Raw genomic sequence first — 22,182 nt, 5'->3', positions numbered from 1 at the left:
CCCAACGGCTTTAACATCGCTAACCACGTTATCGGCAGCCTTTGTCGTCAGTGAAGACCAAGTTTGCGGATCTGCACGAATCCCTTAAGCTGACCGGCCTTTGCTTCGCCTGGAATTGCACATGTCCCGTAGTATTGCCCGCCTCGCCGTGTTGCTGGGGTTGATCACGGCCATCGGCCCGTTCGCTATCGACAGCTACCTGCCGGCGCTGCCGACACTGGGTGCCAGCCTGCATGCCTCGCCGGCGGCGGTGCAGATGAGCCTGACCGTATTCTTCGTCATCATCGGCGTGTGCCAGTTGTTCTACGGGCCGATCAGCGATGTATTCGGGCGCAAGCCGCCGATTTATGCAGGGCTGGCGATTTTTGCCGTGGCCAGTGTCGGCTGTGCGCTGGCCCCCACTATCGAAGTGCTGATTGGCTTTCGTGCGCTGCAAGCCTTCGGCGCGTGCGCCGGGATGGTGATTCCCCGGGCGATTGTGCGTGACCTGTATACCGGCCATGAAGCCGCGCGCTTGATGGCGTTGTTGATGCTGGTCATGAGTGTTTCGCCGATCCTGGCGCCACTGGCCGGCAGCCTGGTGATCTCGATCTGGAGTTGGCGCGAGGTGTTTGCCGTGCTGGCCGTCGTGTCGGTGTTGTGCCTGGTGATGACGCGGCTGCAACTGCCCGAAACCCATCCGGCCGAACGCCGCCTGGGCAAGACGCTGGGCAATGCCATCGGCAGCTATGGGGCGTTATTGCGCGATCCGGTGTTCATCGGGTTGTCGTTGGTCAGTGGCTTTGGTCTGGCCACCTTCTTCGTGTTCATCGGTAGTGCACCGTTCGTGTACATCGAGTATTTCGGCCTGACACCCACCCAATTCAGCCTGTGCTTTGCGCTCAATGCCGCGTCGTTCTTTACCATGAGCCAACTCACTGCGCGCCTGAGTGCGCGTTATGGGCTGGCGCGGCTGATTCGCGGGTCAGTGATCGCCGTCGCCAGTGTGTTGGGTTTGCTCGCGGTAACCACGGCATGGAGCAGTCATCTGGCCGTGATGATGAGTCTGCTGTTTATCGGCTTCGGTTTCCTCGGCCTGCTGTTGCCGGCGGCCGGCGTCCTGTCCCTTGAGGATCATGGCGCGGTAGCGGGCTCCGCATCAGCCTTGCTGGGCGCCATCCAGATGATCACCGGGGCGGTGTGCATGGCCCTGGTCGGTGTGTTTGCCGATCACACGCCTGCGCCGATGCTGGTGGGCATCGCACTGTGCGCGCTGGCTGCGCTGCTCGTCACCCTGTGGACCTTGCGCCGTCTGCCGCCGCACCTGGTGACTGCGCGGTCCTGACATCGTTTTCACTGATATCCGCTATTGGCCGGAATCCGTTCAGCCCCTGCGGCCGGGCTTTATAGAATGGCAACCTCGTCAAACCACTCCCGCAGGGGTTGGAGGTCGCCATGCGTTACTTGCTGATTGCCGTGCTGAGCCTGTTCAGCACCCTCGCCGCCGCCCAGGGTGACCCCGGCCGGGGCGTCAATACGCCGGTCAACCAGGCCGACGATTACGCGCAAGACCTGGATATCGCCAAGGCCGTGCGCAGCACCCGCGCAGCGGCTACCGCCTGCGGGCCGGTCAAGGGGCATGTGATCTACGTCGATAGCCAGGGTGTGCGGCATGAACTGGACTACATCCGTGTCGGTGACGCCTGCCCCCACAGCTGAGCTCATCTACAGATCGAAACGATCCACCGCGCGCCGCCGCTCATTGTCGTCGCGCACGTCATAACTGGCCGTGGTCTGGATATTGGTGTGGTGCGCCAGTTTCTGGGCGATCGACAGGTCATGTTCTTCAATCACACGGGTGATGAACGAACGCCTGAAATCATGGGGCATGATCTTCACGCCCACCTGCTCGCCGCGCTGGCGGGCGATGTAATAGATCGCATGCTTGGTAATACGCTCCCGGGTGATATGGCTGCCCCGGCGGATGCGGTTGAACAAAAAGGTATCGTCCTCTTCCCCCTCTTTGAGTTGCTCGCGACGAAACGCCAGCCACGCCTGCAACTTGGCGAAGGCCCACTGTGGCGCGTACTTGAGGAGTTCTTTATGACCCTTGCCGGTCACGCGCAAACTGCGTTCCTCGAAGTTGACCTGCGCCAGATCCAGGTTGACCGATTCCGACTTGCGCATGCCTGAGCCATACAGAATGCCGATGACGGCAGCGTCGCGCAGGCCCTGAGGGCGCGGGTCGGCGGCGCAGACTTCCATGAGTTCGCGGATCAACGTGCGGCGCAGGTTGCGCCCCTGTCCCAGGCGCGTGCCGGAGGCGGCCTTGACCGAACGCATCTTGAGCAGATGGTCCTGGCTGATCAGGCTCATGCGCCAGGCTTCGTTCATCACGCCACGCACGGCGTTCACATACAGCGACGAGGTGTTCGGCGCATAGCCGTCCTCGCGCAAGGCTGCAATCAGGGCGATCACGTGTTCCGGTTGCAGCAGGTGCCAGTCGATCTCTTCGAGGTTGATGTCTTCGAAACCGAGGCGGTCGGCGGCATCCTGCAGCACGTAACGCATGGTCAATTGGCTGGAGGGCGCCAGGCGGGTGAGGTAGAGGGTCAGCGGGTTGCGGATAGTCTCAGTCAAAACAGTTTAGCCTTTGGATTAAATACACCTATCAACTCGTTGATTAATAGGTGTATTTAGTGAATTGGCGAAGGCCGAGTCTAACGCAGGACCGGCCCAGGCACAAAATCACGGCTATTGATCGTCCTCGACCGGGTCCTGGGCCTGGGACTGTGACTGGCTCCAATCCGCGTCCTGCGCCTGCATCAGGGCAAACCAATGCTGGCGCATGAACGCCAGGTAGCTGTCCGGTGCCTTGGCAAAGTCCTTCTCATCGCCATAACAGCCCGGCAGCGGCAGTTCGGTACCCTGCTCCTGGTACTGACTCACCAGCGCCTGTTGCGCAGCGACGCTGCAATCCTTGGGCAACGGCATACCACGCAACGCACCGGCTTCCTCATCCCACCAGCTTGCGCCCACACGATCGACGCCGCGCAGGCGGTATTTCTGCGCTTTCCCCACATGCATGATCAGCTTGAATTCACGCGGGCTGACGTCGCTGGTGCAGGTGCGCGAGTAGCCCACTGTGGCCTGGGTGATGCCATCTCCCGCCAGGTCGGTGACTTTGGTGGCGGCCCGGTCAAAACGCAGCGCGGCATCGAACTCGCAATGCTGTACATCGTCGTAGAGCATCCAGACACGTTTGGGATGGTCGCCATCCAGCAAATACTGGGCAGCGTAGACAAAGGCCGACTGAGTGCCGTCGTCGTCCCGCTCGCTGACCTGCTCGGCGAGTACCAGCAGGTTCTTGCCCTGGCGGTCGTCCCAGGTGTAGGCCGCGACCTGCTTGCCGCGCACCTCGACGCCTTCCGGCACCTGGTCGATCGTGGTCAGCGTTACACCGTCGTCGGCATACACGGTTGTAGGACCGGCCACGCTGAGCAATAACCCCATCAACGACCCTATCAAGGCTGGCCGCAACTGGCCGCGAAAAAGCTGCACGCTGTTCATCCGAGTATCCAGGCAAGAGATGGCTTACTTTACCGGCACTTGAGGGCTAATGCAGAGAAGATTGTTGAATGTGGGGTTAAAATCGCCAGGTGACTGCGTAGGAAATCTATCCCTTGGCGCGTCAGCTACTTAGCTGAACCCTGGCTGTCTATTTGTGAAAAAAACGAGTTTTTCATATGCCTTTCATATTCGTTGCACATTTTTCCGCTTAACCTTGGGCGTATGACTTCAGAACGAACCGCGTTTTTCCCAACTAAGCTGTTGATCTTTCCTATATTTCGTCTTTACTCTGCTGGCCCATGGAAGAAACTCGCGACCGTCCCCAGGAATGTCAAATGAACGCCGCAACCCCACGCTACGTTTAATCTGCACGCTGTCCATCAGCCCGGATTACTGCTGTTTTCACGCTTCAATTGCTCTAGCCCCGAGGTCTTGAATCTTTGAAACCCTACCCTATTGATCTCGTGTCGATCGTTATCCCGGTCTACAACGAAGAAGACAGCTTGCCTGAATTGCTGCGTCGTACGACGGCAGCTTGCAAGCAACTGGCCTACAAATACGAAATCATCCTGGTGGATGACGGTAGCCGTGACAGTTCGGCCCAGTTGCTGGAAGACGCCGCCGCCGAAGACGGCAGCAACGTAGTGGCGGTGATCCTCAACCGCAACTACGGCCAGCATGCCGCGATCATGGCCGGTTTTGAGCAGTGCCGTGGCGACGTGGTGATTACCCTCGACGCCGACCTGCAAAACCCGCCGGAAGAAATCCCGCGTTTGGTGGAGCAGGCCGCCCTCGGCTACGACGTGGTTGCGACCGTGCGCAACAACCGCCAGGACTCGGCCTTCCGCCGCTGGCCTTCGCGCCTGATCAACCTGGCCGTGCAGCGCTCCACCGGCGTGGCCATGACCGACTACGGCTGCATGCTACGCGCCTATCGCCGCACCATCGTCGACGCGATGCTGGCCTGCCGCGAACGCAGCACCTTCATCCCGATCCTGGCCAACGGCTTTGCCCGCCACACCACGGAAATTCTGGTGCACCACGCCGAGCGCGAGCACGGTGAGTCGAAATACAGCGCCATGCGCTTGATCAGCCTGATGTTCGACCTGCTGACCTGCATGACCACCACCCCGCTGCGCCTGCTGTCCATCGTCGGCTTCAGCCTGGCGGCACTGGGCATGCTGTTCGCCTTTGCATTGGTCTTCCTGCGCCTGGTCTTCGGCGCCGAATGGGCCGGCTCAGGCATGTTCGTGCTGTTTGCCGTGCTGTTCGTGTTCACCGGCGGTCAATTCATCGGCATGGGCCTCTTGGGTGAGTACCTGGGTCGCATGTACAGTGACGTGCGTGCCCGTCCACGCTTCTTTATCGAAAAGGTGTTGCGCAACCAGCCCGCAGCACCGGCTCCGGTCGTCGTGGTCGACGGCCTGGCAACTTCTCACACTTCCACTTCTCCTTCCGATCAGGTTTCGTCATGAATTCAAAAGCTGTTGTCTTTGCTTATCACGATATTGGCTGTGCAGGCATTGAAGCCCTGCTGGCCGCCGGCTACGACATTGCTGCCGTGTTCACCCATGCCGACGATCCCAAGGAAAACAACTTCTACGGTTCCGTCGCCCAGCTCTGCGCGCGCAATGGCATCCCGGTACATGCGCCGGAAGACGCCAACCACCCGCTGTGGATCGAGCGCATTGCCAAGCTGAACCCGGATTTCATCTTTTCCTTCTACTACCGCAACCTGCTGAGCGAAGCCCTGCTGGCCACCGCCAAAAAAGGTGCGTTCAACCTGCACGGCTCCCTGCTGCCTAAATATCGTGGCCGCGCTCCGGCGAACTGGGTGCTGGTAAACGGCGAAACCGAAACCGGCGTGACCCTGCACCGCATGGTCAAGCGCGCCGATGCCGGCGCGATCCTGGCCCAGCAGAAAGTCATCATCGACCGCACAGATACTGGCCTGACCCTGCACGCCAAGCTGCGTGACGCCGCTACCAACCTGCTGCGTGATGCGCTGCCGCAACTGGCTCAAGGCAAGCTGGCTGAAACCGCCCAGGACGAAAGCCAAGCCACCTACTTCGGCCGCCGTACCGCCGCCGATGGCAAGCTGGACTGGAAAAAACCGGCTGAAGAGCTGTTCAACCTGGTTCGCGCCGTCACTCAACCTTACCCGGGTGCTTTCTGCGCCGTGGGCGAGCACAAACTGATCGTTTGGCAGGCCGAAGTGCTCAAGGGCAACGAAGGCCTGGCGCCGGGCCGCGTGATCAGCGTCAACCCGCTGCGTATCGCCTGCGGTGAAGACTCCCTGGTGGTCAAGTTCGGTCAGCGTAACGCCGACGGCTTGTTCCTGGCCGGCCCGGCACTGGCGGATGCGCTGGGTCTGGTGGACGGTTCGGTACTGCGCGGCGCCGAGTCCGGCCGCAAGCCACGTCGTACCCGTGTCCTGATCCTGGGTGTGAACGGTTTCATCGGCAACCACCTGTCCGAGCGCCTGCTGCGTGACGACCGTTACGAAATCTACGGCCTGGACATCGGCTCCGACGCCATCGAGCGCCTGCGCAGCCACCCGAACTTCCACTACGTGGAAGGCGATATCAGCATCCACACCGAGTGGATCGAGTACCACATCAAGAAGTGCGACGTGGTCCTGCCGCTGGTGGCCATCGCCACGCCGATCGAATACACCCGCAACCCGCTGCGCGTATTCGAACTGGACTTCGAAGAGAACCTGAAACTGGTTCGCTACTGCGTCAAGTACAACAAGCGCGTGATCTTCCCGTCGACCTCCGAAGTCTATGGCATGTGCCAGGACCAGTACTTCGACGAAGACACCTCCAACCTGGTGGTGGGCCCTGTCAACAAGCAGCGCTGGATCTACTCGGTCTCCAAGCAACTGCTGGACCGCGTGATCTGGGCTTACGGCGACAAAGGCCTGAAGTTCACCCTGTTCCGTCCGTTCAACTGGATGGGCCCGCGCCTGGACCGTCTGGATTCGGCCCGTATCGGCAGCTCCCGTGCCATCACCCAGCTGATCCTGAACCTGGTGGAAGGTACTCCAATCCGTCTGTTCGACGGTGGCGAGCAGAAACGTTGCTTCACTGACATCGCCGACGGTATCGAAGCCCTGGCACGCATCATTGATAACGAAAACGGCGTGTGCGACGGCCAGATCGTCAACATCGGCAACCCGGAAAACGAAGCCAGCATCCGTCAGCTGGGCGAAGAGCTGCTGCGTCAGTTCGAAGCTCACCCGCTGCGCAGCAACTTCCCTCCGTTCGCCGGTTTCCGCGACGTAGAGAGCAAGGCGTTCTACGGCACCGGTTACCAGGACGTGGCGCACCGCAAGCCAAGCATCGAAAACGCCAAGCGCCTGCTGAACTGGGAGCCGACCGTAGAGATGAGCGAAACCATCGGCAACACCCTGGACTTCTTCTTGAAAGAAGCCATGCTCGAAATCGCGGACAAGAAGTAATGCAGGCAGGTCTTCGCATCGACGTCGACACCTACCGTGGCACCCGTGAAGGTGTGCCGCGGTTGCTCGAGTCCCTGGATGAAGCCGGGATAAAAGCGACGTTCTTCTTCAGCGTTGGGCCGGACAACATGGGGCGCCACTTGTGGCGCCTCATCCGTCCGCAATTCCTGTGGAAGATGCTGCGTTCCAATGCGGCCGGACTGTACGGCTGGGATATCTTGCTCGCCGGCACCGCCTGGCCGGGCAAGCCGATCGGGCGTGACCTGGGGCACCTGATGCGCCAGGCCAAGGCCGCCGGCCATGAAGTCGGCCTGCACGCGTGGGATCACCACGGCTGGCAGGCCAACACCGGGCGTTGGAGCGATGCTCAACTGGTCGAACAGATCCGCTGTGGCGTCGATACCCTGAGCGACATCCTGGGCGAGCGCGTCGATTGTTCAGCGGCCGCCGGCTGGCGTGCCGATGAACGCGTGGTGCAGGCCAAACAAGCTTTCAATTTCCGCTACAACAGTGATTGCCGGGGCACCAGCCTGTTTCGACCGACGTTGGCCGATGGCAGCGCGGGCACCCCACAAATTCCGGTAGACCTGCCGACCTTCGACGAAGTCGTCGGGCCGGTAGTGACTGCCAAAGACTTCAACAACTTCATTCTCGACAGGTTTTCCTCGTCGAAACTGAACGTCTACACGATCCACGCAGAAGTAGAAGGGATTCTGATGGCTGATGATTTCCGCCAGTTGCTCGCCCAAGCCGGGCAGCGCGGCATCGACTTCAAACCCCTGGGCGACCTGTTGCCTGCGGATGTGACCACCCTGCCCCAGCAACAACTGGTGCGTGGTGCGTTGAGCGGCCGAGAAGGCTGGCTCGGAGTGCAGCAGGCATGATCCGGCGCTGGGCATTGCCCCTGCTCCTGTTGGCGTTTGGCGTGTTTTACCTGCTACCGCTGGCCACTCACGGCCTGTGGATTCCCGATGAAACCCGCTATGCGCAGATCAGCCAGGAAATGCTGCTGACCGGCAAATGGGCCTCGCCGCATTTCATGGGCATTCGCTACTTCGAAAAACCCGCGGCCGGGTACTGGATGATCGCGCTGGGGCAGGCGATTTTCGGGCAGAACCTGTTCGGCGTGCGCTTTGCCTCGGCCTTGAGCACCGGGCTGAGCATCCTGCTGGTGTATCTGGTCTCTCGCCGGCTGTGGAACGACCCGCAAAAGAGCCTGATCAGCAGCGTGCTGTACATGAGCTTCGTCAGCGTGGCGCTGCTCGGCGGCTATGCCAACCTGGACCCGCAGTTCACCTTCTGGGTCAACCTGACAGGCGTTGCCCTTTGGTTCTGCTTCGACAGCACCACCCGCGGTGGCCGTTTGTGGTCCTGGGCCCTGCTCGGTTTTGCCTGCGGCATGGGTTTCATGACCAAGGGTTTCCTGGCATGGCTGCTGCCGGTGCTGATCGCCCTGCCCTACGCCATCTGGCAAAAACGCCTGGGTGAATTGGTGGGTTACGGCATCGTCGCCGTGGTCGTGGCGATCGCCGTCAGCGTGCCGTGGGCCCTGGCCGTGCACCTGCAAGAGCCGGACTACTGGAACTTCTTTTTCTGGCACGAACACATCCAGCGGTTTGCCGGTGAAGATGCGCAGCATGCCGAACCCTTCTGGTACTACCTGCCGTTGATGGTGGCGTTCTCGCTGCCGTGGGTCGCCCTGCTGCCCTCTACCGTCAAACAGGCCTGGGTGGATAAGCGCCTGCCGAAAACGGCGTTCCTGTTGCTGTGGCTGTTGATGCCCCTGGCATTCTTCAGCCTGGCCAAGGGCAAGCTGCCGTCCTACATCATGCCGTGCCTGTTGCCGCTGGCCCTGCTGATGGGCTCGACCCTGAGCGACAAGCTCAGCCAGGGCAAGGCGCGTGCATTGCGCATCAACGGTGGGTTGAACCTGGTGATCGGCGTCCTCGCCTTGCTGGCGATCAGCTGGTTCCAGTTGAAGAAGCCGATCTACGAACCCGGGCAGGAAACCCTCAGCCTGGTGCTGGTGTTTACCTTCCTGTTCGGTTGGATCGTCGCCAACCTGCTGCAAGCTGCACGGCCGTTGACGCTGTGGGCGGCGCCCGTCGTCGGCAGTTGGCTGCTGGTGGCCCTGGTCCCGGCCGCGTTGCCGCATTCAGTGGTGTATAACAAGACGCCGGACCAGTTCATCATCGATCACTTGCAGGAACTGCAACCGACCACCGCGTTGCTGAGCAATGACCTGGGCGCCGCGTCGGCCTTGTCCTGGCGCGTGGCACGCCCGGAAATCACCCTTTACAACACCGTGGGTGAAGTGAAGTACGGCCTGGCCTACCCGGACACGGCCTACCGCAAGATCGACCCCACCCAAGTCCAGCAATGGATGAGCGATGCGCGCAAGCAAGGCGCCGTGGGTGTGGTGATGCGGGTCAAGGGTGAAGACGAAGTCGCTGAAGTCGAGTTGCTGCCCAAAGACGGCAAACGCTACGAGCAAGGCAACATCGTGATCATGATCTTCCCTCAGGTCACGCAATGATCACGCTGCTGCTATTGCTGAGCGCCTGCCTGCTCACCTGCATGGGCCAGGTCTCGCAAAAGTTTGCCGTCGAAAGCTGGCGCGACCAGCCGCCGGGCTGGGCACCGAAACTGCGTTCAGCATGGTTGTGGTCGGCGCTGTTTTGCCTGGGCCTGGGGCTGCTGGTGTGGCTGCTGGTGCTGCAACGCCTGGAGGTGGGTATCGCCTACCCCATGCTCAGCCTGAACTTCGTACTGGTTACGCTGATGGCGCACTTTGTCTTTCACGAACATATCGATGGCCGCCACTGGCTGGGGGTCGCCCTGGTCATCGCCGGCGTAGTGTTGCTGGGGCGCCAGGTATGAGCCGGGCGCGCGGTTTTGCCCTGGCCCTGGGCAGTGTCGGCCTGGTCAGCGCCGCCCAGTTGGGCATGCGCTGGAGCATGACACGCCTGCCGCTGCCCGCCGAATGGCTGACGGCCTTCAACCAGAATGCTATCGATCTTGGCGCCTTGGGCGTGGTGATCCTGGCGATCATTGCCTATGCGCTGTCGATGCTCTGTTGGCTGGGAGCACTCAAAGACCTGCCCCTGGGCCGCGCCTATTCGTTGCTCAGCATCAGCTATGCGCTGGTGTACCTGTTGGCCGCCAGCCTGCCGGTGTTCAACGAACATTTTTCGCTTTCAAAAACCCTGGGGGTGGCGCTGGTCATCCTCGGTGTACTGGTTATTAACTCTCGTCGTGCTAGCAGTATTAGTCCCAGGAATGCCCCATGAAAATCAGTGTATTTGGTAGTGGTTACGTCGGTCTGGTGCAAGCCACCGTGTTGGCCGAAGTCGGTCACGATGTCATCTGCATGGACGTTGACAAGAGCAAGGTCGAATCACTCCAGAAAGGTCACGTGACGATCTTTGAACCGGGCCTGGCGGCCATGGTCAAGGAAAACCTGGAAAGCGGACGCCTGCACTTTACCTATGATGAAAAGCTCGCCGTTGAACACGGTGAAGTGCTGTTTATCGCGGTAGGCACGCCTTCGGACGAAGACGGTTCCGCCGACCTGAAATACGTACTGTCGGTCGGTGATGCGGTGTCCCGCCACCGGGTGGAACCGGTGATCCTGGTGGAAAAGTCCACCGTTCCCGTCGGCACCGGTGACACGCTGCGCGCCCATATCGAGAAAAATCTGCAGGCTGCCGGTCGCCGCCTGGAGTTCGATATCGTCTCCAACCCGGAATTCCTCAAGGAAGGTACGGCCGTTGCCGACTGCCGCCGCCCGGACCGCATCATCATCGGCTGCGAGCGCGAAGAAGTGCGTGAAGTGATGCGCGACCTCTACGCGCCGTTCAACCGCAACCACGACCGCATCATCTTCATGGACCTGCGCAGCGCCGAACTGACCAAGTACGCCGCCAACTGCATGTTGGCCACCAAAATCAGCTTCATCAACCAGATCGCCGAACTGGCCGAACACCTGGGTGCCGACATCGAAGCGGTGCGCCTGGGCATTGGTGCCGACTCGCGCATTGGTTACCACTTCATCTACCCGGGCTGCGGCTACGGCGGCTCGTGCTTCCCTAAAGATATGCGCGCCCTGATCCACAGCGCCAAGGAAGCCAACTGCTCCAGCGACCTGCTCGAAGCCGTGGAAGCCATCAACCAGCGCCAGAAGAGCAAGCTGTTCGAACGCATCAACGCTTTCTTCAAGGGCGAGCTGAAAGGCAAGACCTTCGCGTTGTGGGGCCTGGCGTTCAAGCCCAACACCGACGACATGCGTGATGCGCCAAGCCGCGTGCTGATGGAAGCACTGTGGGCCGCCGGCGCCAATGTCCGTGCGTTCGACCCGGAAGCCATGCAGGAAACCCAGCGTATTTATGGCGACGAGCCACGCCTGGCCCTGCTGGGCACTCCGGAGTCGGCCTTGAGCGGCGCCGACGCGCTGATCGTCTGCACCGAGTGGCAGCAATTCAAGGCGCCGGACTTCGAACTGATCCAGCAGCGCCTGAAAAACCCGGTGATTTTCGACGGTCGCAACCTGTACGACGGTGAGCGCCTGGCGCGCAAAGGCTTCAAATACTTCCCGATGGGCCGGGGTGACTCCTGCGAATTGCCGATCCCCCAGCAAAACTGGACGCCACAGGCCAAGGAAGGCTGATACGTGAACAAAGCTCAGCCGCCCCTGCAGAATGCAACGATCCGTTATCAGTCGCTGGGGCTTGGGCTCCTGGCCCTGGTGCTGTTCATCGTCGGCAATTGGCACCAGGCGATCATCGGGTTTGACTCGCGCTTTGTGCTGTTTGCCCAGGAGATGCTGCGCCACGGCCCGAGCTTTTTCCCCACGACGTACGGCCAGCCCTATGCCGACTACCTGGCGACCTCGACCCTGCTGACCTGGCTGTTGTCCGTGCCGCTGGGCCAGGTCAACAGCTTCACCGCGTGGTTGCCGACGGCGGTCGCCTCGGCCGTTATCGTCATCCTGGTGTTTCGCCTGACAGCGCCCTACTCCCCGCGCTGGGGTGTGCTGAGCATCGCGATGTTGCTGCTCAGCAGTACGTTTATCAGCGAAACCCGTGCGGTTTCCCTGGACCAGATGCTCGCCGCGGTCGCACTGGCGGTGTTCTACCTGGGCTATGCGCATGATCATTTCGGCGCGGCGAAACGCCTGCATTGGCTGTTTCTGCTGCTGATTCTCGGCTTTGCCATCCGCGGGCCGATCGGCCTGGTGATCCCGACCGGCGTGCTGTGCAGCTATTACCTGATCAACCGCCAATGGCGGCAACTGTTCAGCTTTGGCTTGTTGGCACTGGCGCTGCTGGGCGCCTGTGTCGGGCTGCTGTTGCTGCTGGCCAAGCTCAGTGGCGGCGAAGTGTTCATGCAAGATGTGATTCGCATGCAGTTCCTCGGCCGTATGGATGGCACCGAAGGCTCCAGCGGTGTGCTGTATTACTTCACCAGTTCCATGGGCAACTACGCCTTGGCCTACCCGGTGGCGCTCCTGGTGTTGGTGGCCATCGCGGCCGGTGGCCGTCGCACTCCGGACCCGGCGCTGAAACTGGTGCTGTACTGCGCGGCGGCAGGTTTGCTGGTGATGCTGGGGCTGTCGGTGCCTCAAGCCAAAAAAGCACGCTACATCCTGCCGATGTTGCCGATGGCCGCCATTATCGCTGCGTACCCGTTCCAAGTGACTCAAGGGCGACTTTTCGCCTGGTTACGCGGTTTGATGCTGGGCATCTGGACGCTGTTGCCGACACTGTTGATCATTGGCCTGGTGGCTGCGCGCAAGCGTTACCCGGCGGAGCTGGAGAGCCTGGGTGCGATGTTTGCGCTGCTGGGCGTGCTCCAGGTGTTGGCACTACTAGCGTTGGCCAAGGCTCGTCTGCGAGCGTTCGGCCCGGCGCTGGCGGCGGTGTTGGCTATTTGGGCGACCTACATTGTGGTGGTCGAACCCTTGGAACGCTCGCTTTACGACACGCGGACCTTCAGCGTGGCGGTCAAGACCCGGATCTTGCAGCAACCCGCCCCGGTGGTACTGCATGGCCTGGGCAAAGACGCCAAAGCCATCAAGTTCATGGTCAACTTCGATTGCGACAAGGTGCCGTTGTTTACCCAGTCGCCTGCCGAATTGAACCTGATCCAGGCCCCAGCCTGGCTGGTGATGAGCCAGGCGGACTTCGAAAGTTTGACGGAGCCACGCCTGCGTTCCATCACGCCGACCCTCTCCGGGTCGTTCGACAAGAACCCCTACGTGCTGCTGCATCTGGAGAAAACGTCGTCGCCTTAATGACGTTTCCATAGGCCCCGTAAGAAACAACGCCCACTCCATAACGAGTGGGCGTTTTTCATCATGCCCACCAAGAAAACACCTACGGTGCTTTGCGTAACGGCTGCGGCACCGTCCCTTCCGGCGGCTGGATCCCCTATGTAGACTCGTTTGCCAAGTGCGTTAACTATCTACCACCCCCGCCGTTCAGGCATGTGGGTTGGAGCACCCTGCATAACAACAAGGACGCTGTAGGCCACCCAACAGACGGTTGGCTACTTCATTGAGAGGACAATGCCGTGCGAGAGAATCTACTGCCTATACCGGTGCCGAGGCTGGACCGATTGATGGAGCTGCGCGACGCGTTGGTGGCGTTGAAAGGACCGCTGGCCAATGACCAGGCGTTACGGGAGGGGCTGCAAAGGCGCTTGTTCAACGAGGAGACCTACTGCCGCGTGCTGGGTCACGCGAGTACCTCTGCGGCGCACACAGCGCGCTCGATTCGATACGACGAGGGACTCTAACTGCATTTTTTCTGCATTCAACCCTCATTAATATGCATTGGCGCCATTGCATCAAGCTGGGCAGACTGCACAGGTTCCTCCCCCAGATGTTGGAACGTTACAAAGGCTTTTCCGGGAAACCCGGCAGGCCTTTTTTTTCGCCCGCTGTTTACGGACCTTTTTAAATGCTCGCTCGTTGGTTACCTGCTGCAATCAATACCCGTCCCGCTGAATGGAGCCGTGCCGCCATCGGCATGGCCTTGGGCACCATGCTCAGTGTCTGGGTGTGCGCCCAGGTATTCGGCATGGAAGTCGCCCTGCATCTGCTAGGCCCGCTGGGGGCTTCCGCCGTGCTGTTGTTTGCGGTGTCTTCAGGTGCGCTGGCCCAGCCATGGTCAATTATCGGCAGTTACTTGTGCGCCGCAGTCGTTGCGCTGCTGGTGGCCCGCGTATTGGGGCGTACGTTGGGCAGCGCCTGCCTTGCCGCAGGCATGACCGTTATCCTGATCTGCTGGCTGCGCTGCCTGCACCCGCCCGCCGGTGGCCTGGCAATGACCCTGGTTCTGGCCGACCCGGCCTCCATCGCCCTGGGCTGGCAGGCGTTGGCGCCGGTCATGCTCGGCGCGGGCGCACTGTTGACTGCGGCATTGGTCTACAACAACGCCACCCGTACGCGTTATCCCAAGGGGCTGGTCGAGTCCCCCATAGCGCCGGTGAGCAGCCCTGCCCGCGTTGTCGATCCGATGATCACTGCGGCTGACTTGAAACTGGCCTTGGCCGAAATGGAGCAGTTTTACGATGTGGAACCGAGCGAGCTTGAACAACTGATCCACGCGGCGCAGAGCCATGCACGCCGGCGCAGTATCGGTGAAGTCCTCGCCCATCGCGCGGTGTGAACGCCCCTGCATAAATGCAAAAACGACCTGCACGATTCCGGGTTGTACTGGGCAAATTTGCACTGGTACGATCGCGAGACAGTTCGCCCGCGAATGTCGTGATAAAGAACAATAAAAGCAGGGAGTTAGAGATGACTGCTCAGGTTTCATCCCAAGCATGCAGCGCCGAGGACCTCCAGGATGAGGTATTGGCCGAAGTTCGCAACCATATCGGTCACCTTACGCTCAATCGCCCCGCAGGCTTGAACGCGATTACCCTCAACATGGTGCGGCGCCTGACGGCGCAGTTGCAGGCCTGGGCCGATGACCCGCAGGTGTTTGCCGTCGTACTGCGTGGGGCCGGCGAGAAAGCCTTCTGTGCCGGGGGCGATATCCGCTCGCTGTATGACAGCTTCAAGAATGGCGACACCCTGCACCAAGACTTCTTCGTCGAGGAATACGCCCTCGACCTGGCTGTTCACCACTACCGCAAACCCGTACTCGCGTTGATGGATGGCTTTGTTCTGGGCGGCGGCATGGGCCTGGTGCAAGGCGCGGATCTGCGCGTGGTCACCGAGCGCAGCCGTCTGGCGATGCCCGAAGTGGCCATCGGTTACTTCCCTGACGTGGGGGGTAGCTATTTCCTGTCGCGCATTCCCGGTGAACTGGGGATTTACCTCGGCGTCACCGGGGTCCAGATTCGGGCGGCCGACGCCCTGTATTGCGGCTTGGCCGACTGGCACCTCGACAGCGCCCATCTGGCCGAACTCGACCAGAAGCTCGATCACCTGCAATGGCATGACTCCCCGCTCAAAGACCTGCAAGGCGTACTCGCCCGACTCGCGGTGCAACAATTACCCGATCCACCCTTGGCGACCTTGCGCCCAGCCATTGACCATTTCTTCGCGTTGCCGGACGTGCCCAGCATGGTCGAGCAACTGCAGGCCGTGACCGTCGCCAATAGCCGCGAGTGGGCACTGACCACAGCCAACCTGATGCAAACCCGTTCGCCCCTGGCCATGGCTGTCACCCTGCAGATGCTGCGCCGTGGCCGTCGCCTGCCGCTGGAACAGTGCTTTGCGCTGGAGCTGCACCTGGACCGGCAGTGGTTCGAGCGAGGCGACCTGATCGAAGGCGTGCGCGCCCTGATCATCGATAAAGACAAGGCGCCTCGCTGGAACCCGCCAACGCTCGACGACCTGGACAGCCGCCAGGTCGAGAGATTCTTCCACCACTTTGCGCAGGTTGCGAAATAAGCCATGCAAGATCTTGAATACACAGAAGAACAAGTAATGATCCGAGACATGGCGCGTGACTTTGCCCGGGGCGAAATCGCCCCTCACGCCCAGGCATGGGAGAAAGCCGGCTGGATCGACGACGCGCTCGTGGCGAAAATGGGCGAGCTGGGGTTGCTGGGCATGGTGGTCCCGGAAGAATGGGGCGGCACCTATGTGGACTACGTCGCCTATGCCTTGGCCGTGGAGGAAATCTCCGCCGGCGATGGCGCTACAGGCGCACTGATGAGTATCCATAATTCAGTGGGTTGCGGGCCAATCCTCAACTTCGGTACACCAGCGCAAAAAGAAACCTGGCTGCCGGCCCTGGCCAGCGGCCAGGCGATTGGCTGCTTCTGCCTGACCGAACCCCAGGCCGGTTCCGAAGCCCATAACCTGCGCACCCGTGCCGAACTGCGGGACGGCCAATGGGTGATCAGCGGCGCCAAGCAGTTCGTCAGCAACGGCAAGCGCGCCCAGTTGGCCATTGTGTTTGCCGTCACCGACCCGGAGCTGGGCAAGAAAGGTATTTCTGCATTCCTGGTGCCCACCGACACCGCCGGCTTTGTAGTCGACCGCACCGAACACAAGATGGGCATTCGCGCCTCGGACACCTGCGCCGTGACGCTCAACCAGTGCAGCGTGCCCGAGGCCAACCTGCTGGGTGAGCGCGGCAAGGGCCTGGCAATTGCCCTGTCCAACCTCGAAGGCGGGCGCATCGGCATTGCCGCTCAAGCCCTGGGCATCGCCCGTGCCGCGTTTGAGGCGGCGCTGGCCTACGCCCGCGATCGGGTGCAATTCAACCAGGCGATCATCGAGCACCAGAGCGTGGCCAACCTGTTGGCGGATATGCAGACCCAACTCAATGCCGCGCGCTTGCTGATCCTGCACGCTGCGCGTCTGCGCAGTGCCGGCAAGCCGTGCTTGTCGGAAGCTTCACAAGCCAAACTGTTCGCCTCGGAAATGGCCGAAAAGGTCTGCTCCTCGGCCATGCAGATACATGGCGGGTATGGCTACCTGGAAGATTACCCGGTGGAACGTTACTACCGGGATGCGCGGATCACGCAGATTTATGAAGGCACCAGTGAGATTCAGCGCATGGTCATCGCACGTGAACTCAAGCACTACCCGTTCTGAATGACATCCGGGTAACGAAATGTGGGAGGGGGCTTGCTCCCGATTGCAATGTCTCAGTCGAAATATCTGTGACTGATGCACTGCAATCGGGAGCAAGCCCCCTCCCACACTTTAGCGTGTTACTGGTCTTTGAACTCTGGAGTGCGTTTGCCGACGAATGCGGCCATGCCTTCCTTCTGGTCCTGCGTCGCGAACGCCGCATGGAATACCCGGCGCTCGAAGCGCACGCCTTCGGACAGGCTCACTTCAAACGCACGGTTCACACTTTCCTTGACCATCATGCTGATCGGCACGGATTTGCCGGCAATCAGCGTGGCGACTTTCAGTGCTTCGTCCAGCAGTTCATCGGCCGGCACGATACGCGCCACGATCCCGCAACGCTCCGCTTCCACCGCATCGATAAAGCGCCCGGTCAGGCACATTTCCATGGCCTTGGCCTTACCCACGGCCCGCGTCAGGCGCTGGGTGCCACCCATGCCGGGCAGTACGCCGAGGTTGATTTCCGGCTGGCCGAACTTGGCGCCGTCACCGGCGAGGATGAAGTCGCACATCAACGCCAGCTCACAGCCTCCGCCTAGGGCGAAGCCGTTGACCGCAGCGATGATCGGCTTACGGCGGTTGGCCACGCGGTCACTGTCGCTGAACAGATCGTCCAGGTAGATCTGCGGGTAGGTCAGTTCGGCCATTTCCTTGATGTCGGCGCCGGCGGCAAAGGCTTTTTTCGAGCCGGTCAACACGATGCAACCGATCTGCGGGTCGGCTTCCAGGCGGTCCAGCGCGTGGTTCAGTTCGCTGACCAGTTGCGCATTCAAGGCATTCAGGGCTTGCGGGCGATTGAGGGTAATCAGCCCGACGCGGCCCTGGATTTCGAGCAAGACGGTTTCGTAAGTCATGTATCGGCTCCTTAAAGATTGCGTGAGATGACCATGCGTTGAATATCGCTGGTGCCTTCGTAAATCTGGCAGACCCGCACATCGCGGTAGATCCGCTCCAGGGGGAAGTCGTTCAGGTAACCGTAACCGCCCAAGGTTTGCAAGGCGGCCGAGCAGACTTTTTCAGCCATTTCCGAGGCGAACAGCTTGGCCATGGACGCCTCCACCAGCGCCGGCTTGCCGCTGTCGCGCAGGGCGGCGGCGTAATGCACCATCTGCCGGGCCACGGCGATTTGCGTGGCCATATCGGCCAGGCGGAACGCCACGGCCTGATGCTCGATCAGCGCTTTGCCAAAGCTTTCACGTTCACGCGCATAGTCGCGGGCCGCCTCAAACGCGGCGCGGGCCATGCCCACCGATTGCGAGGCGATACCCACGCGGCCACCTTCGAGGTTGGCCAGGGCGATCTTGTAGCCCTCGCCCTCCTCACCCAGGCGATTGCCCACCGGCACCTTCACGTCTTCGAACAGGATCTGGCAGGTGTCGGAGGCATGCTGGCCGAGTTTGTCTTCGACCCGCGCCACCGTGTAGCCCGGTGAGTCGGTCGGCACGATGAACGCGCTGATCCCGCGCTTGCCGGCGGCCGGGTCGGTAACCGCAAACACGATCACGATGCCGGCGTTCTGCCCGGAGGTGATGAACTGCTTGCAACCGTTCAGCACATAGTGATCGCCTTCAAGGCGGGCACGGGTTTTCAGGCTGCTGGCGTCGGAGCCGGCCTGGGGCTCGGTCAATGCGAAGGCACCCAGCATGGCACCGCTGGCCAGGGGCTTGAGGAACTGCTCTTTCTGCTGGTCGTTGCCGAACTTGAGGATCGGCACGCAACCCACCGAGTTGTGCACGCTCATGATGGTCGAGCAGGCACCGTCACCGGCGGCGATTTCTTCCAGGGCCATGGCATAGGCCAGGTAGCCGGTGTCGCAACCGCCCCACTGCTCCGGCACCAGCATGCCGAAAAAGCCCAGCTCGGCCATTTCGCCGATGGCCTCCTTGGGAAAGCGGTGGTCGCGGTCCCACTCGGCGGCAAACGGCTTCAAGCGTTCCTGGGCAAATTGCCGGGCCGCATCACTGATTTGCACGTGTTCTTCATTGGGCAGCATATAACGTCCTTAATCCAGGCATTCGACGGCCATGGCCGTGGCTTCACCACCGCCGATGCAGATGGCGGCAACACCGCGCTTGAGCCCGTTCTGGCGCAAGGCCGAGAGCAGGGTCACCAGGATCCGCGCACCGGAGGCACCGATCGGATGGCCCAGGGCGCAGGCGCCGCCGTGGATGTTGACCTTGCTGTGGGGGATTTCCAGTTTGGCCATGGTGACCAGGCTGACCACCGCAAAAGCTTCGTTGATCTCGAACAGGTCGACATCATTCAGGCTCCAACCGGTCTTGCTCATCAGCTTGCGGATTGCCCCCACCGGCGCGACCGGGAACAGACCCGGCTCATCGGCGAACGCAGCATGCCCGTGAATCACCGCCAGTGGCTTGAGACCACGCTTGCGCGCTTCGGATTGGCGCATCATCAGCAAGGCTGCCGCGCCGTCGGAAATCGAGCTGGAGTTGGCCGCCGTCACCGTGCCGCCGTCGCGAAACGCCGGTTTCAAGCTGGGGATCTTGTCCAGCTTGGCTTTGGGCGGTTGTTCATCGTGCAGGACGGTTTTCTGTTCTTTACCCACGGTGACCTGCACCGGGACGATCTCGGCGCTGAAGCTGCCCCGGGTGATCGCTTCCTGGGCACGCGTCAGCGAGGCGATGGCGAAGGCGTCCTGGGCTTCACGGGTAAAGCCGTTGTGCTCGGCGCAATCCTCGGCAAAGGTGCCCATCAGGCGGCCTTTGTCATACGCGTCTTCGAGGCCGTCGAGGAACATGTGGTCGAGTACCTTGCCATGCCCCATGCGGTAGCCACTGCGCGCACGGTCCAGCAGATACGGCGCGTTGGACATGCTTTCCATGCCCCCGGCGATCACCACATCGACGCTGCCGGCCACCAGCGCATCGTGGGCGAGAATGGCGGCCTCCATCCCCGAACCGCACATTTTGTTGAGGGTCGTGCAGCGAGTGGCCTTGTCCAACCCCGCGCCCAGCGCGGCCTGGCGTGCAGGTGCCTGGCCGAGGCCGGCCGGCAGCACACAGCCGAACAGCACTTCATCCACTGCATCGCCGGCAATACCGGCACGTTCGACGGCGGCACGAATGGCGGCGCTGCCCAGTTGGGGCGCGGTCAGGCCCTTGAGGTCGCCCTGGAAACCGCCCATGGGCGTGCGTACGGCGCTGACGATGACAATCGGATCAGTCATGGGAATACTCCTTACTTGGCCGCCATGCGCAAGGCGCCGTCGAGACGGATCACCTCGCCATTGAGCATGCTGTTTTCAATGATGTGACGTACCAGCGCCGCGTATTCGGCCGGTTTGCCCAGGCGCGGCGGGAATGGCACGCCGGCGGCCAGGGAGTCGCGAACTTCCGGGGTCATGCCGGCCATCATCGGGGTTTCGAAAATGCCCGGGGCAATGGTCATGACCCGGATGCCGAAGCGCGCCAGCTCGCGGGCGGCGGGCAGGGTCAGGCTGGCGATGGCACCCTTGGAGGCGGAATACGCCGCCTGGCCGATCTGTCCGTCAAAGGCGGCCACCGAGGCCGTGTTGATGATCACGCCGCGCTCACCGTCGGCATTCGCCTCGGTTTCAGCAATGGCCGCAGCGGCCAGGCGCAACAGGTTGAAGCTGCCGATCAGGTTGACGTTGATCACCTGAGCGAAGCTGGCCAAACCGTGGGGGCCGTTCTTGCCGAGGATTTTCTCGCCACGCACTACACCGGCGCAGTTCACCAGCCCATGCAACCCGCCAAACGCTGCGACCGTAGCTTCCACGGCGGCCTGGGCAGCGGCCTCCTGGCTGATGTCGGCCACCGCGCAACGCGCGTTATCACCCAATTGACCGGCCTTGGCCGCAACGGCCTCGGCGTTCAGGTCGACCAGCATCACCTTGGCGCCGGCCGCGACCAGCATGTCAGCGGTCGCCGCACCGAGCCCCGAAGCACCGCCACTGACCAGGAATATCTTGTTTTCAATCTGCATTATTGTTTCCTTCAAAGTGGATCAAGCGACCCTGGAAATAGTCACTCCAGAGCCGCTCGGCAGCAATGGTCAAAGCCATCAACCTGGCTGACTGGTTTGGCCATGATTGATCGCGCTGATCGACCGGTCGGCCCAACTGATTGGACGTCGGCGTGCGCGACTTCTACTCTGGGGGCCTGCGCCACCGAAGAAGTCTTGCCGCGATGATCGTGCGTTCCAAACCCAATCTGCTGGGCATCCTGTTTTCCCTCAAAGGCTCGATTGCCAAGCGCATTGCCTTGCGCAGCCTGTTGGTCACCCTGCTGGCTTCGGTGATCGTGCTGGTGGAAACCCTGCACCCCGCGTACTTCTCCAGGGTCAATGCGACGCCGTTCACGTTGCTCGGGCTATCGCTGTCGATCTTCATGAGTTTTCGCAACAACGCCTGCTATGACCGTTGGTGGGAAGGCCGCAAACAGCTGGGGCAGATGATCATTGAGGTGCGCTCGCTGATTCGTGAAACCCAGGTGCTGGGTGACAGCCGCGAGCGCAGCAACCTGTTGCGGGGTGTCTGTGGCTTTGCCCATGGGCTGATTGCGCGTTTGCGCCATGAAGATGAAGCGCGGGCGATAGCGCCATGGATGGCCGTGGACGGCAACCATCCCAACCCGCCCGACAGCCTGCTGCAAACCCTGGGTGCGCGCTTTTCCGAGCTGGCCCAGCGCGGTGTGATCAGCGACTGGCGCTACACCCAATTGGAAACCCGTCTGGTCGGCTTGAGCCAGGTGCAGGCGGCCTGCGAGCGGATCAAGCACACACCGCTGCCCTTCCCCTACACGTTGCTGTTGCACCGCACCATCTACCTGTTCTGCATTCTGCTGCCGTTCGCCATGGCCGAGCCGCTGGGATGGCTCACTCCCGTGTTCACGGCCATCGTCAGCTATACGTTCTTCGGCCTCGACGAAATCGGTGATGACCTTGAGGACCCCTTTGGCTTCGACGAAAACGACCTGCCGTGCAATGCGCTGCTGCGCACCCTGGAGCGTGAAGTCCTCGCCGCGCTGGGCGAAACCGATTTACCGCCGGCCCTGCAACCGATCGACTATGTGCTGAACTGATACGGGTT

Annotated in this window: 21 protein-coding genes; 15 read left to right on the top strand and 6 right to left on the bottom strand. The window is 61.4% G+C overall.

Annotated elements, in window-relative coordinates:
• Nucleotides 1–121 precede the first annotated feature (121 nt).
• The gene (locus tag ACQRBV_RS21360; protein ID WP_205343866.1) at nt 122–1,324 is read left to right on the top strand and encodes a multidrug effflux MFS transporter; all 1,203 of its coding nucleotides are present in this window, start codon (nt 122–124) and stop codon (nt 1,322–1,324) included.
• Nucleotides 1,325–1,434: 110 nt separating this feature from the next.
• A complete protein-coding gene (locus ACQRBV_RS21355) occupies nt 1,435–1,698 on the top strand; it encodes a DUF2790 domain-containing protein (protein ID WP_411984153.1) in 264 nt (87 codons plus the stop codon).
• A gap of 6 nt (nt 1,699–1,704) precedes the next feature.
• Here ACQRBV_RS21355 and ACQRBV_RS21350 read toward each other — a convergent pair whose 3' ends face one another.
• A complete protein-coding gene (locus ACQRBV_RS21350; protein WP_060753021.1) occupies nt 1,705–2,619 on the bottom strand; it encodes a site-specific integrase in 915 nt (304 codons plus the stop codon).
• A gap of 114 nt (nt 2,620–2,733) precedes the next feature.
• Nucleotides 2,734–3,549 carry a M949_RS01915 family surface polysaccharide biosynthesis protein gene (locus ACQRBV_RS21345; protein ID WP_411984154.1) on the bottom strand — a complete coding sequence of 272 codons (816 nt, stop codon included), beginning with the start codon at nt 3,547–3,549 and terminating at the stop codon, nt 2,734–2,736.
• A gap of 440 nt (nt 3,550–3,989) precedes the next feature.
• Here ACQRBV_RS21345 and arnC point away from each other — a divergent pair, with 440 nt between their 5' ends.
• The 12 genes from arnC to ACQRBV_RS21285 all read left to right on the top strand — a co-directional run bounded on the left by arnC (nt 3,990) and on the right by ACQRBV_RS21285 (nt 17,072).
• Nucleotides 3,990–5,024, top strand: a complete 1,035-nt coding sequence (arnC, locus tag ACQRBV_RS21340) for an undecaprenyl-phosphate 4-deoxy-4-formamido-L-arabinose transferase (RefSeq protein WP_060753019.1) — start codon at nt 3,990–3,992, stop codon at nt 5,022–5,024.
• Nucleotides 5,021–7,012 carry a bifunctional UDP-4-amino-4-deoxy-L-arabinose formyltransferase/UDP-glucuronic acid oxidase ArnA gene (gene arnA, locus ACQRBV_RS21335; RefSeq protein WP_090371041.1) on the top strand — a complete coding sequence of 664 codons (1,992 nt, stop codon included), beginning with the start codon at nt 5,021–5,023 and terminating at the stop codon, nt 7,010–7,012. Before arnC ends, arnA begins: the two co-directional genes overlap by 4 nt.
• Nucleotides 7,012–7,896, top strand: coding sequence for a 4-deoxy-4-formamido-L-arabinose-phosphoundecaprenol deformylase (arnD, locus tag ACQRBV_RS21330; RefSeq protein WP_411984155.1), 885 nt, complete (start codon nt 7,012–7,014; stop codon nt 7,894–7,896). The genes arnA and arnD overlap by 1 nt, the downstream gene beginning before the upstream one ends.
• Nucleotides 7,893–9,548, top strand: a complete 1,656-nt coding sequence (arnT, locus tag ACQRBV_RS21325; protein WP_060753016.1) for a lipid IV(A) 4-amino-4-deoxy-L-arabinosyltransferase — start codon at nt 7,893–7,895, stop codon at nt 9,546–9,548. The genes arnD and arnT overlap by 4 nt, the downstream gene beginning before the upstream one ends.
• The gene (arnE, locus tag ACQRBV_RS21320; protein ID WP_060753015.1) at nt 9,545–9,892 is read left to right on the top strand and encodes a 4-amino-4-deoxy-L-arabinose-phosphoundecaprenol flippase subunit ArnE; all 348 of its coding nucleotides are present in this window, start codon (nt 9,545–9,547) and stop codon (nt 9,890–9,892) included. Before arnT ends, arnE begins: the two co-directional genes overlap by 4 nt.
• Nucleotides 9,889–10,302 carry a 4-amino-4-deoxy-L-arabinose-phosphoundecaprenol flippase subunit ArnF gene (gene arnF / locus ACQRBV_RS21315; protein WP_060753014.1) on the top strand — a complete coding sequence of 138 codons (414 nt, stop codon included), beginning with the start codon at nt 9,889–9,891 and terminating at the stop codon, nt 10,300–10,302. The genes arnE and arnF overlap by 4 nt, the downstream gene beginning before the upstream one ends.
• Nucleotides 10,299–11,678, top strand: coding sequence for a UDP-glucose dehydrogenase family protein (locus tag ACQRBV_RS21310; protein WP_060753013.1), 1,380 nt, complete (start codon nt 10,299–10,301; stop codon nt 11,676–11,678). Before arnF ends, ACQRBV_RS21310 begins: the two co-directional genes overlap by 4 nt.
• A gap of 3 nt (nt 11,679–11,681) precedes the next feature.
• On the top strand, nt 11,682–13,304 hold the full coding sequence (locus ACQRBV_RS21305) for an ArnT family glycosyltransferase (protein ID WP_411984156.1): 1,623 nt from the start codon (nt 11,682–11,684) through the stop codon (nt 13,302–13,304).
• A gap of 278 nt (nt 13,305–13,582) precedes the next feature.
• Entirely contained in the window at nt 13,583–13,807 is a 225-nt protein-coding gene (locus tag ACQRBV_RS21300) for a type VI secretion system contractile sheath small subunit (protein ID WP_411984157.1), read from the top strand.
• Nucleotides 13,808–13,971: 164 nt separating this feature from the next.
• Nucleotides 13,972–14,682, top strand: a complete 711-nt coding sequence (locus ACQRBV_RS21295) for an HPP family protein (protein ID WP_060753011.1) — start codon at nt 13,972–13,974, stop codon at nt 14,680–14,682.
• A gap of 131 nt (nt 14,683–14,813) precedes the next feature.
• Nucleotides 14,814–15,917 carry an enoyl-CoA hydratase/isomerase family protein gene (locus ACQRBV_RS21290; protein ID WP_060753010.1) on the top strand — a complete coding sequence of 368 codons (1,104 nt, stop codon included), beginning with the start codon at nt 14,814–14,816 and terminating at the stop codon, nt 15,915–15,917.
• A 3-nt stretch (nt 15,918–15,920) separates the two neighbouring features.
• Nucleotides 15,921–17,072 (top strand): acyl-CoA dehydrogenase family protein, encoded by a 1,152-nt coding sequence (locus ACQRBV_RS21285; RefSeq protein WP_060753009.1) that lies wholly within the window; start codon nt 15,921–15,923, stop codon nt 17,070–17,072.
• A gap of 119 nt (nt 17,073–17,191) precedes the next feature.
• Here ACQRBV_RS21285 and ACQRBV_RS21280 read toward each other — a convergent pair whose 3' ends face one another.
• Genes ACQRBV_RS21280 through ACQRBV_RS21265 form a run of 4 tightly spaced genes read right to left on the bottom strand, consistent with a single transcriptional unit; the run spans nt 17,192 to nt 21,077 of the window.
• Nucleotides 17,192–17,965 (bottom strand): enoyl-CoA hydratase, encoded by a 774-nt coding sequence (locus ACQRBV_RS21280; RefSeq protein ID WP_060753008.1) that lies wholly within the window; start codon nt 17,963–17,965, stop codon nt 17,192–17,194.
• 11 nt (nt 17,966–17,976) lie between these two features.
• A complete protein-coding gene (locus ACQRBV_RS21275; RefSeq protein ID WP_060753007.1) occupies nt 17,977–19,104 on the bottom strand; it encodes an acyl-CoA dehydrogenase in 1,128 nt (375 codons plus the stop codon).
• A gap of 9 nt (nt 19,105–19,113) precedes the next feature.
• The gene (locus ACQRBV_RS21270) at nt 19,114–20,298 is read right to left on the bottom strand and encodes an acetyl-CoA C-acyltransferase (RefSeq protein WP_161548031.1); all 1,185 of its coding nucleotides are present in this window, start codon (nt 20,296–20,298) and stop codon (nt 19,114–19,116) included.
• A gap of 11 nt (nt 20,299–20,309) precedes the next feature.
• Entirely contained in the window at nt 20,310–21,077 is a 768-nt protein-coding gene (locus ACQRBV_RS21265) for an SDR family NAD(P)-dependent oxidoreductase (RefSeq protein ID WP_090371019.1), read from the bottom strand.
• 203 nt (nt 21,078–21,280) lie between these two features.
• Between ACQRBV_RS21265 and ACQRBV_RS21260 the strand changes: the two genes are divergently transcribed.
• Nucleotides 21,281–22,174, top strand: a complete 894-nt coding sequence (locus ACQRBV_RS21260; RefSeq protein ID WP_104993834.1) for a bestrophin family protein — start codon at nt 21,281–21,283, stop codon at nt 22,172–22,174.
• Nucleotides 22,175–22,182 lie beyond the last annotated feature (8 nt).

The organism is Pseudomonas sp. R11F (assembly GCF_050312575.1).
GTDB classification, from domain to species: Bacteria; Pseudomonadota; Gammaproteobacteria; order Pseudomonadales; family Pseudomonadaceae; genus Aquipseudomonas; species Aquipseudomonas palleroniana.
Note: the sequence above shows the minus strand (reverse complement) of the source record. Positions and strands in the feature narration are given on the sequence as shown.

Excerpts from the sequence above, each read along its gene's own strand:
- ACQRBV_RS21285 (WP_060753009.1), top strand. The coding sequence starts at position 15,921 with ATGCAAGATCTTGAATACACAGAAGAACAAGTAATGATCCGAGACATG.
- arnF (WP_060753014.1), top strand. The coding sequence starts at position 9,889 with ATGAGCCGGGCGCGCGGTTTTGCCCTGGCCCTGGGCAGTGTCGGCCTG.
- ACQRBV_RS21280 (WP_060753008.1), bottom strand. The coding sequence starts at position 17,965 with ATGACTTACGAAACCGTCTTGCTCGAAATCCAGGGCCGCGTCGGGCTG.
- arnT (WP_060753016.1), top strand. The coding sequence starts at position 7,893 with ATGATCCGGCGCTGGGCATTGCCCCTGCTCCTGTTGGCGTTTGGCGTG.
- ACQRBV_RS21270 (WP_161548031.1), bottom strand. The coding sequence starts at position 20,298 with ATGACTGATCCGATTGTCATCGTCAGCGCCGTACGCACGCCCATGGGC.
- ACQRBV_RS21290 (WP_060753010.1), top strand. The coding sequence starts at position 14,814 with ATGACTGCTCAGGTTTCATCCCAAGCATGCAGCGCCGAGGACCTCCAG.
- ACQRBV_RS21360 (WP_205343866.1), top strand. The coding sequence starts at position 122 with ATGTCCCGTAGTATTGCCCGCCTCGCCGTGTTGCTGGGGTTGATCACG.
- ACQRBV_RS21310 (WP_060753013.1), top strand. The coding sequence starts at position 10,299 with ATGAAAATCAGTGTATTTGGTAGTGGTTACGTCGGTCTGGTGCAAGCC.
- ACQRBV_RS21345 (WP_411984154.1), bottom strand. The coding sequence starts at position 3,549 with ATGAACAGCGTGCAGCTTTTTCGCGGCCAGTTGCGGCCAGCCTTGATA.
- arnD (WP_411984155.1), top strand. The coding sequence starts at position 7,012 with ATGCAGGCAGGTCTTCGCATCGACGTCGACACCTACCGTGGCACCCGT.
- ACQRBV_RS21260 (WP_104993834.1), top strand. The coding sequence starts at position 21,281 with ATGATCGTGCGTTCCAAACCCAATCTGCTGGGCATCCTGTTTTCCCTC.
- ACQRBV_RS21265 (WP_090371019.1), bottom strand. The coding sequence starts at position 21,077 with ATGCAGATTGAAAACAAGATATTCCTGGTCAGTGGCGGTGCTTCGGGG.
- ACQRBV_RS21295 (WP_060753011.1), top strand. The coding sequence starts at position 13,972 with ATGCTCGCTCGTTGGTTACCTGCTGCAATCAATACCCGTCCCGCTGAA.
- arnA (WP_090371041.1), top strand. The coding sequence starts at position 5,021 with ATGAATTCAAAAGCTGTTGTCTTTGCTTATCACGATATTGGCTGTGCA.
- ACQRBV_RS21275 (WP_060753007.1), bottom strand. The coding sequence starts at position 19,104 with ATGCTGCCCAATGAAGAACACGTGCAAATCAGTGATGCGGCCCGGCAA.
- ACQRBV_RS21355 (WP_411984153.1), top strand. The coding sequence starts at position 1,435 with ATGCGTTACTTGCTGATTGCCGTGCTGAGCCTGTTCAGCACCCTCGCC.
- arnE (WP_060753015.1), top strand. The coding sequence starts at position 9,545 with ATGATCACGCTGCTGCTATTGCTGAGCGCCTGCCTGCTCACCTGCATG.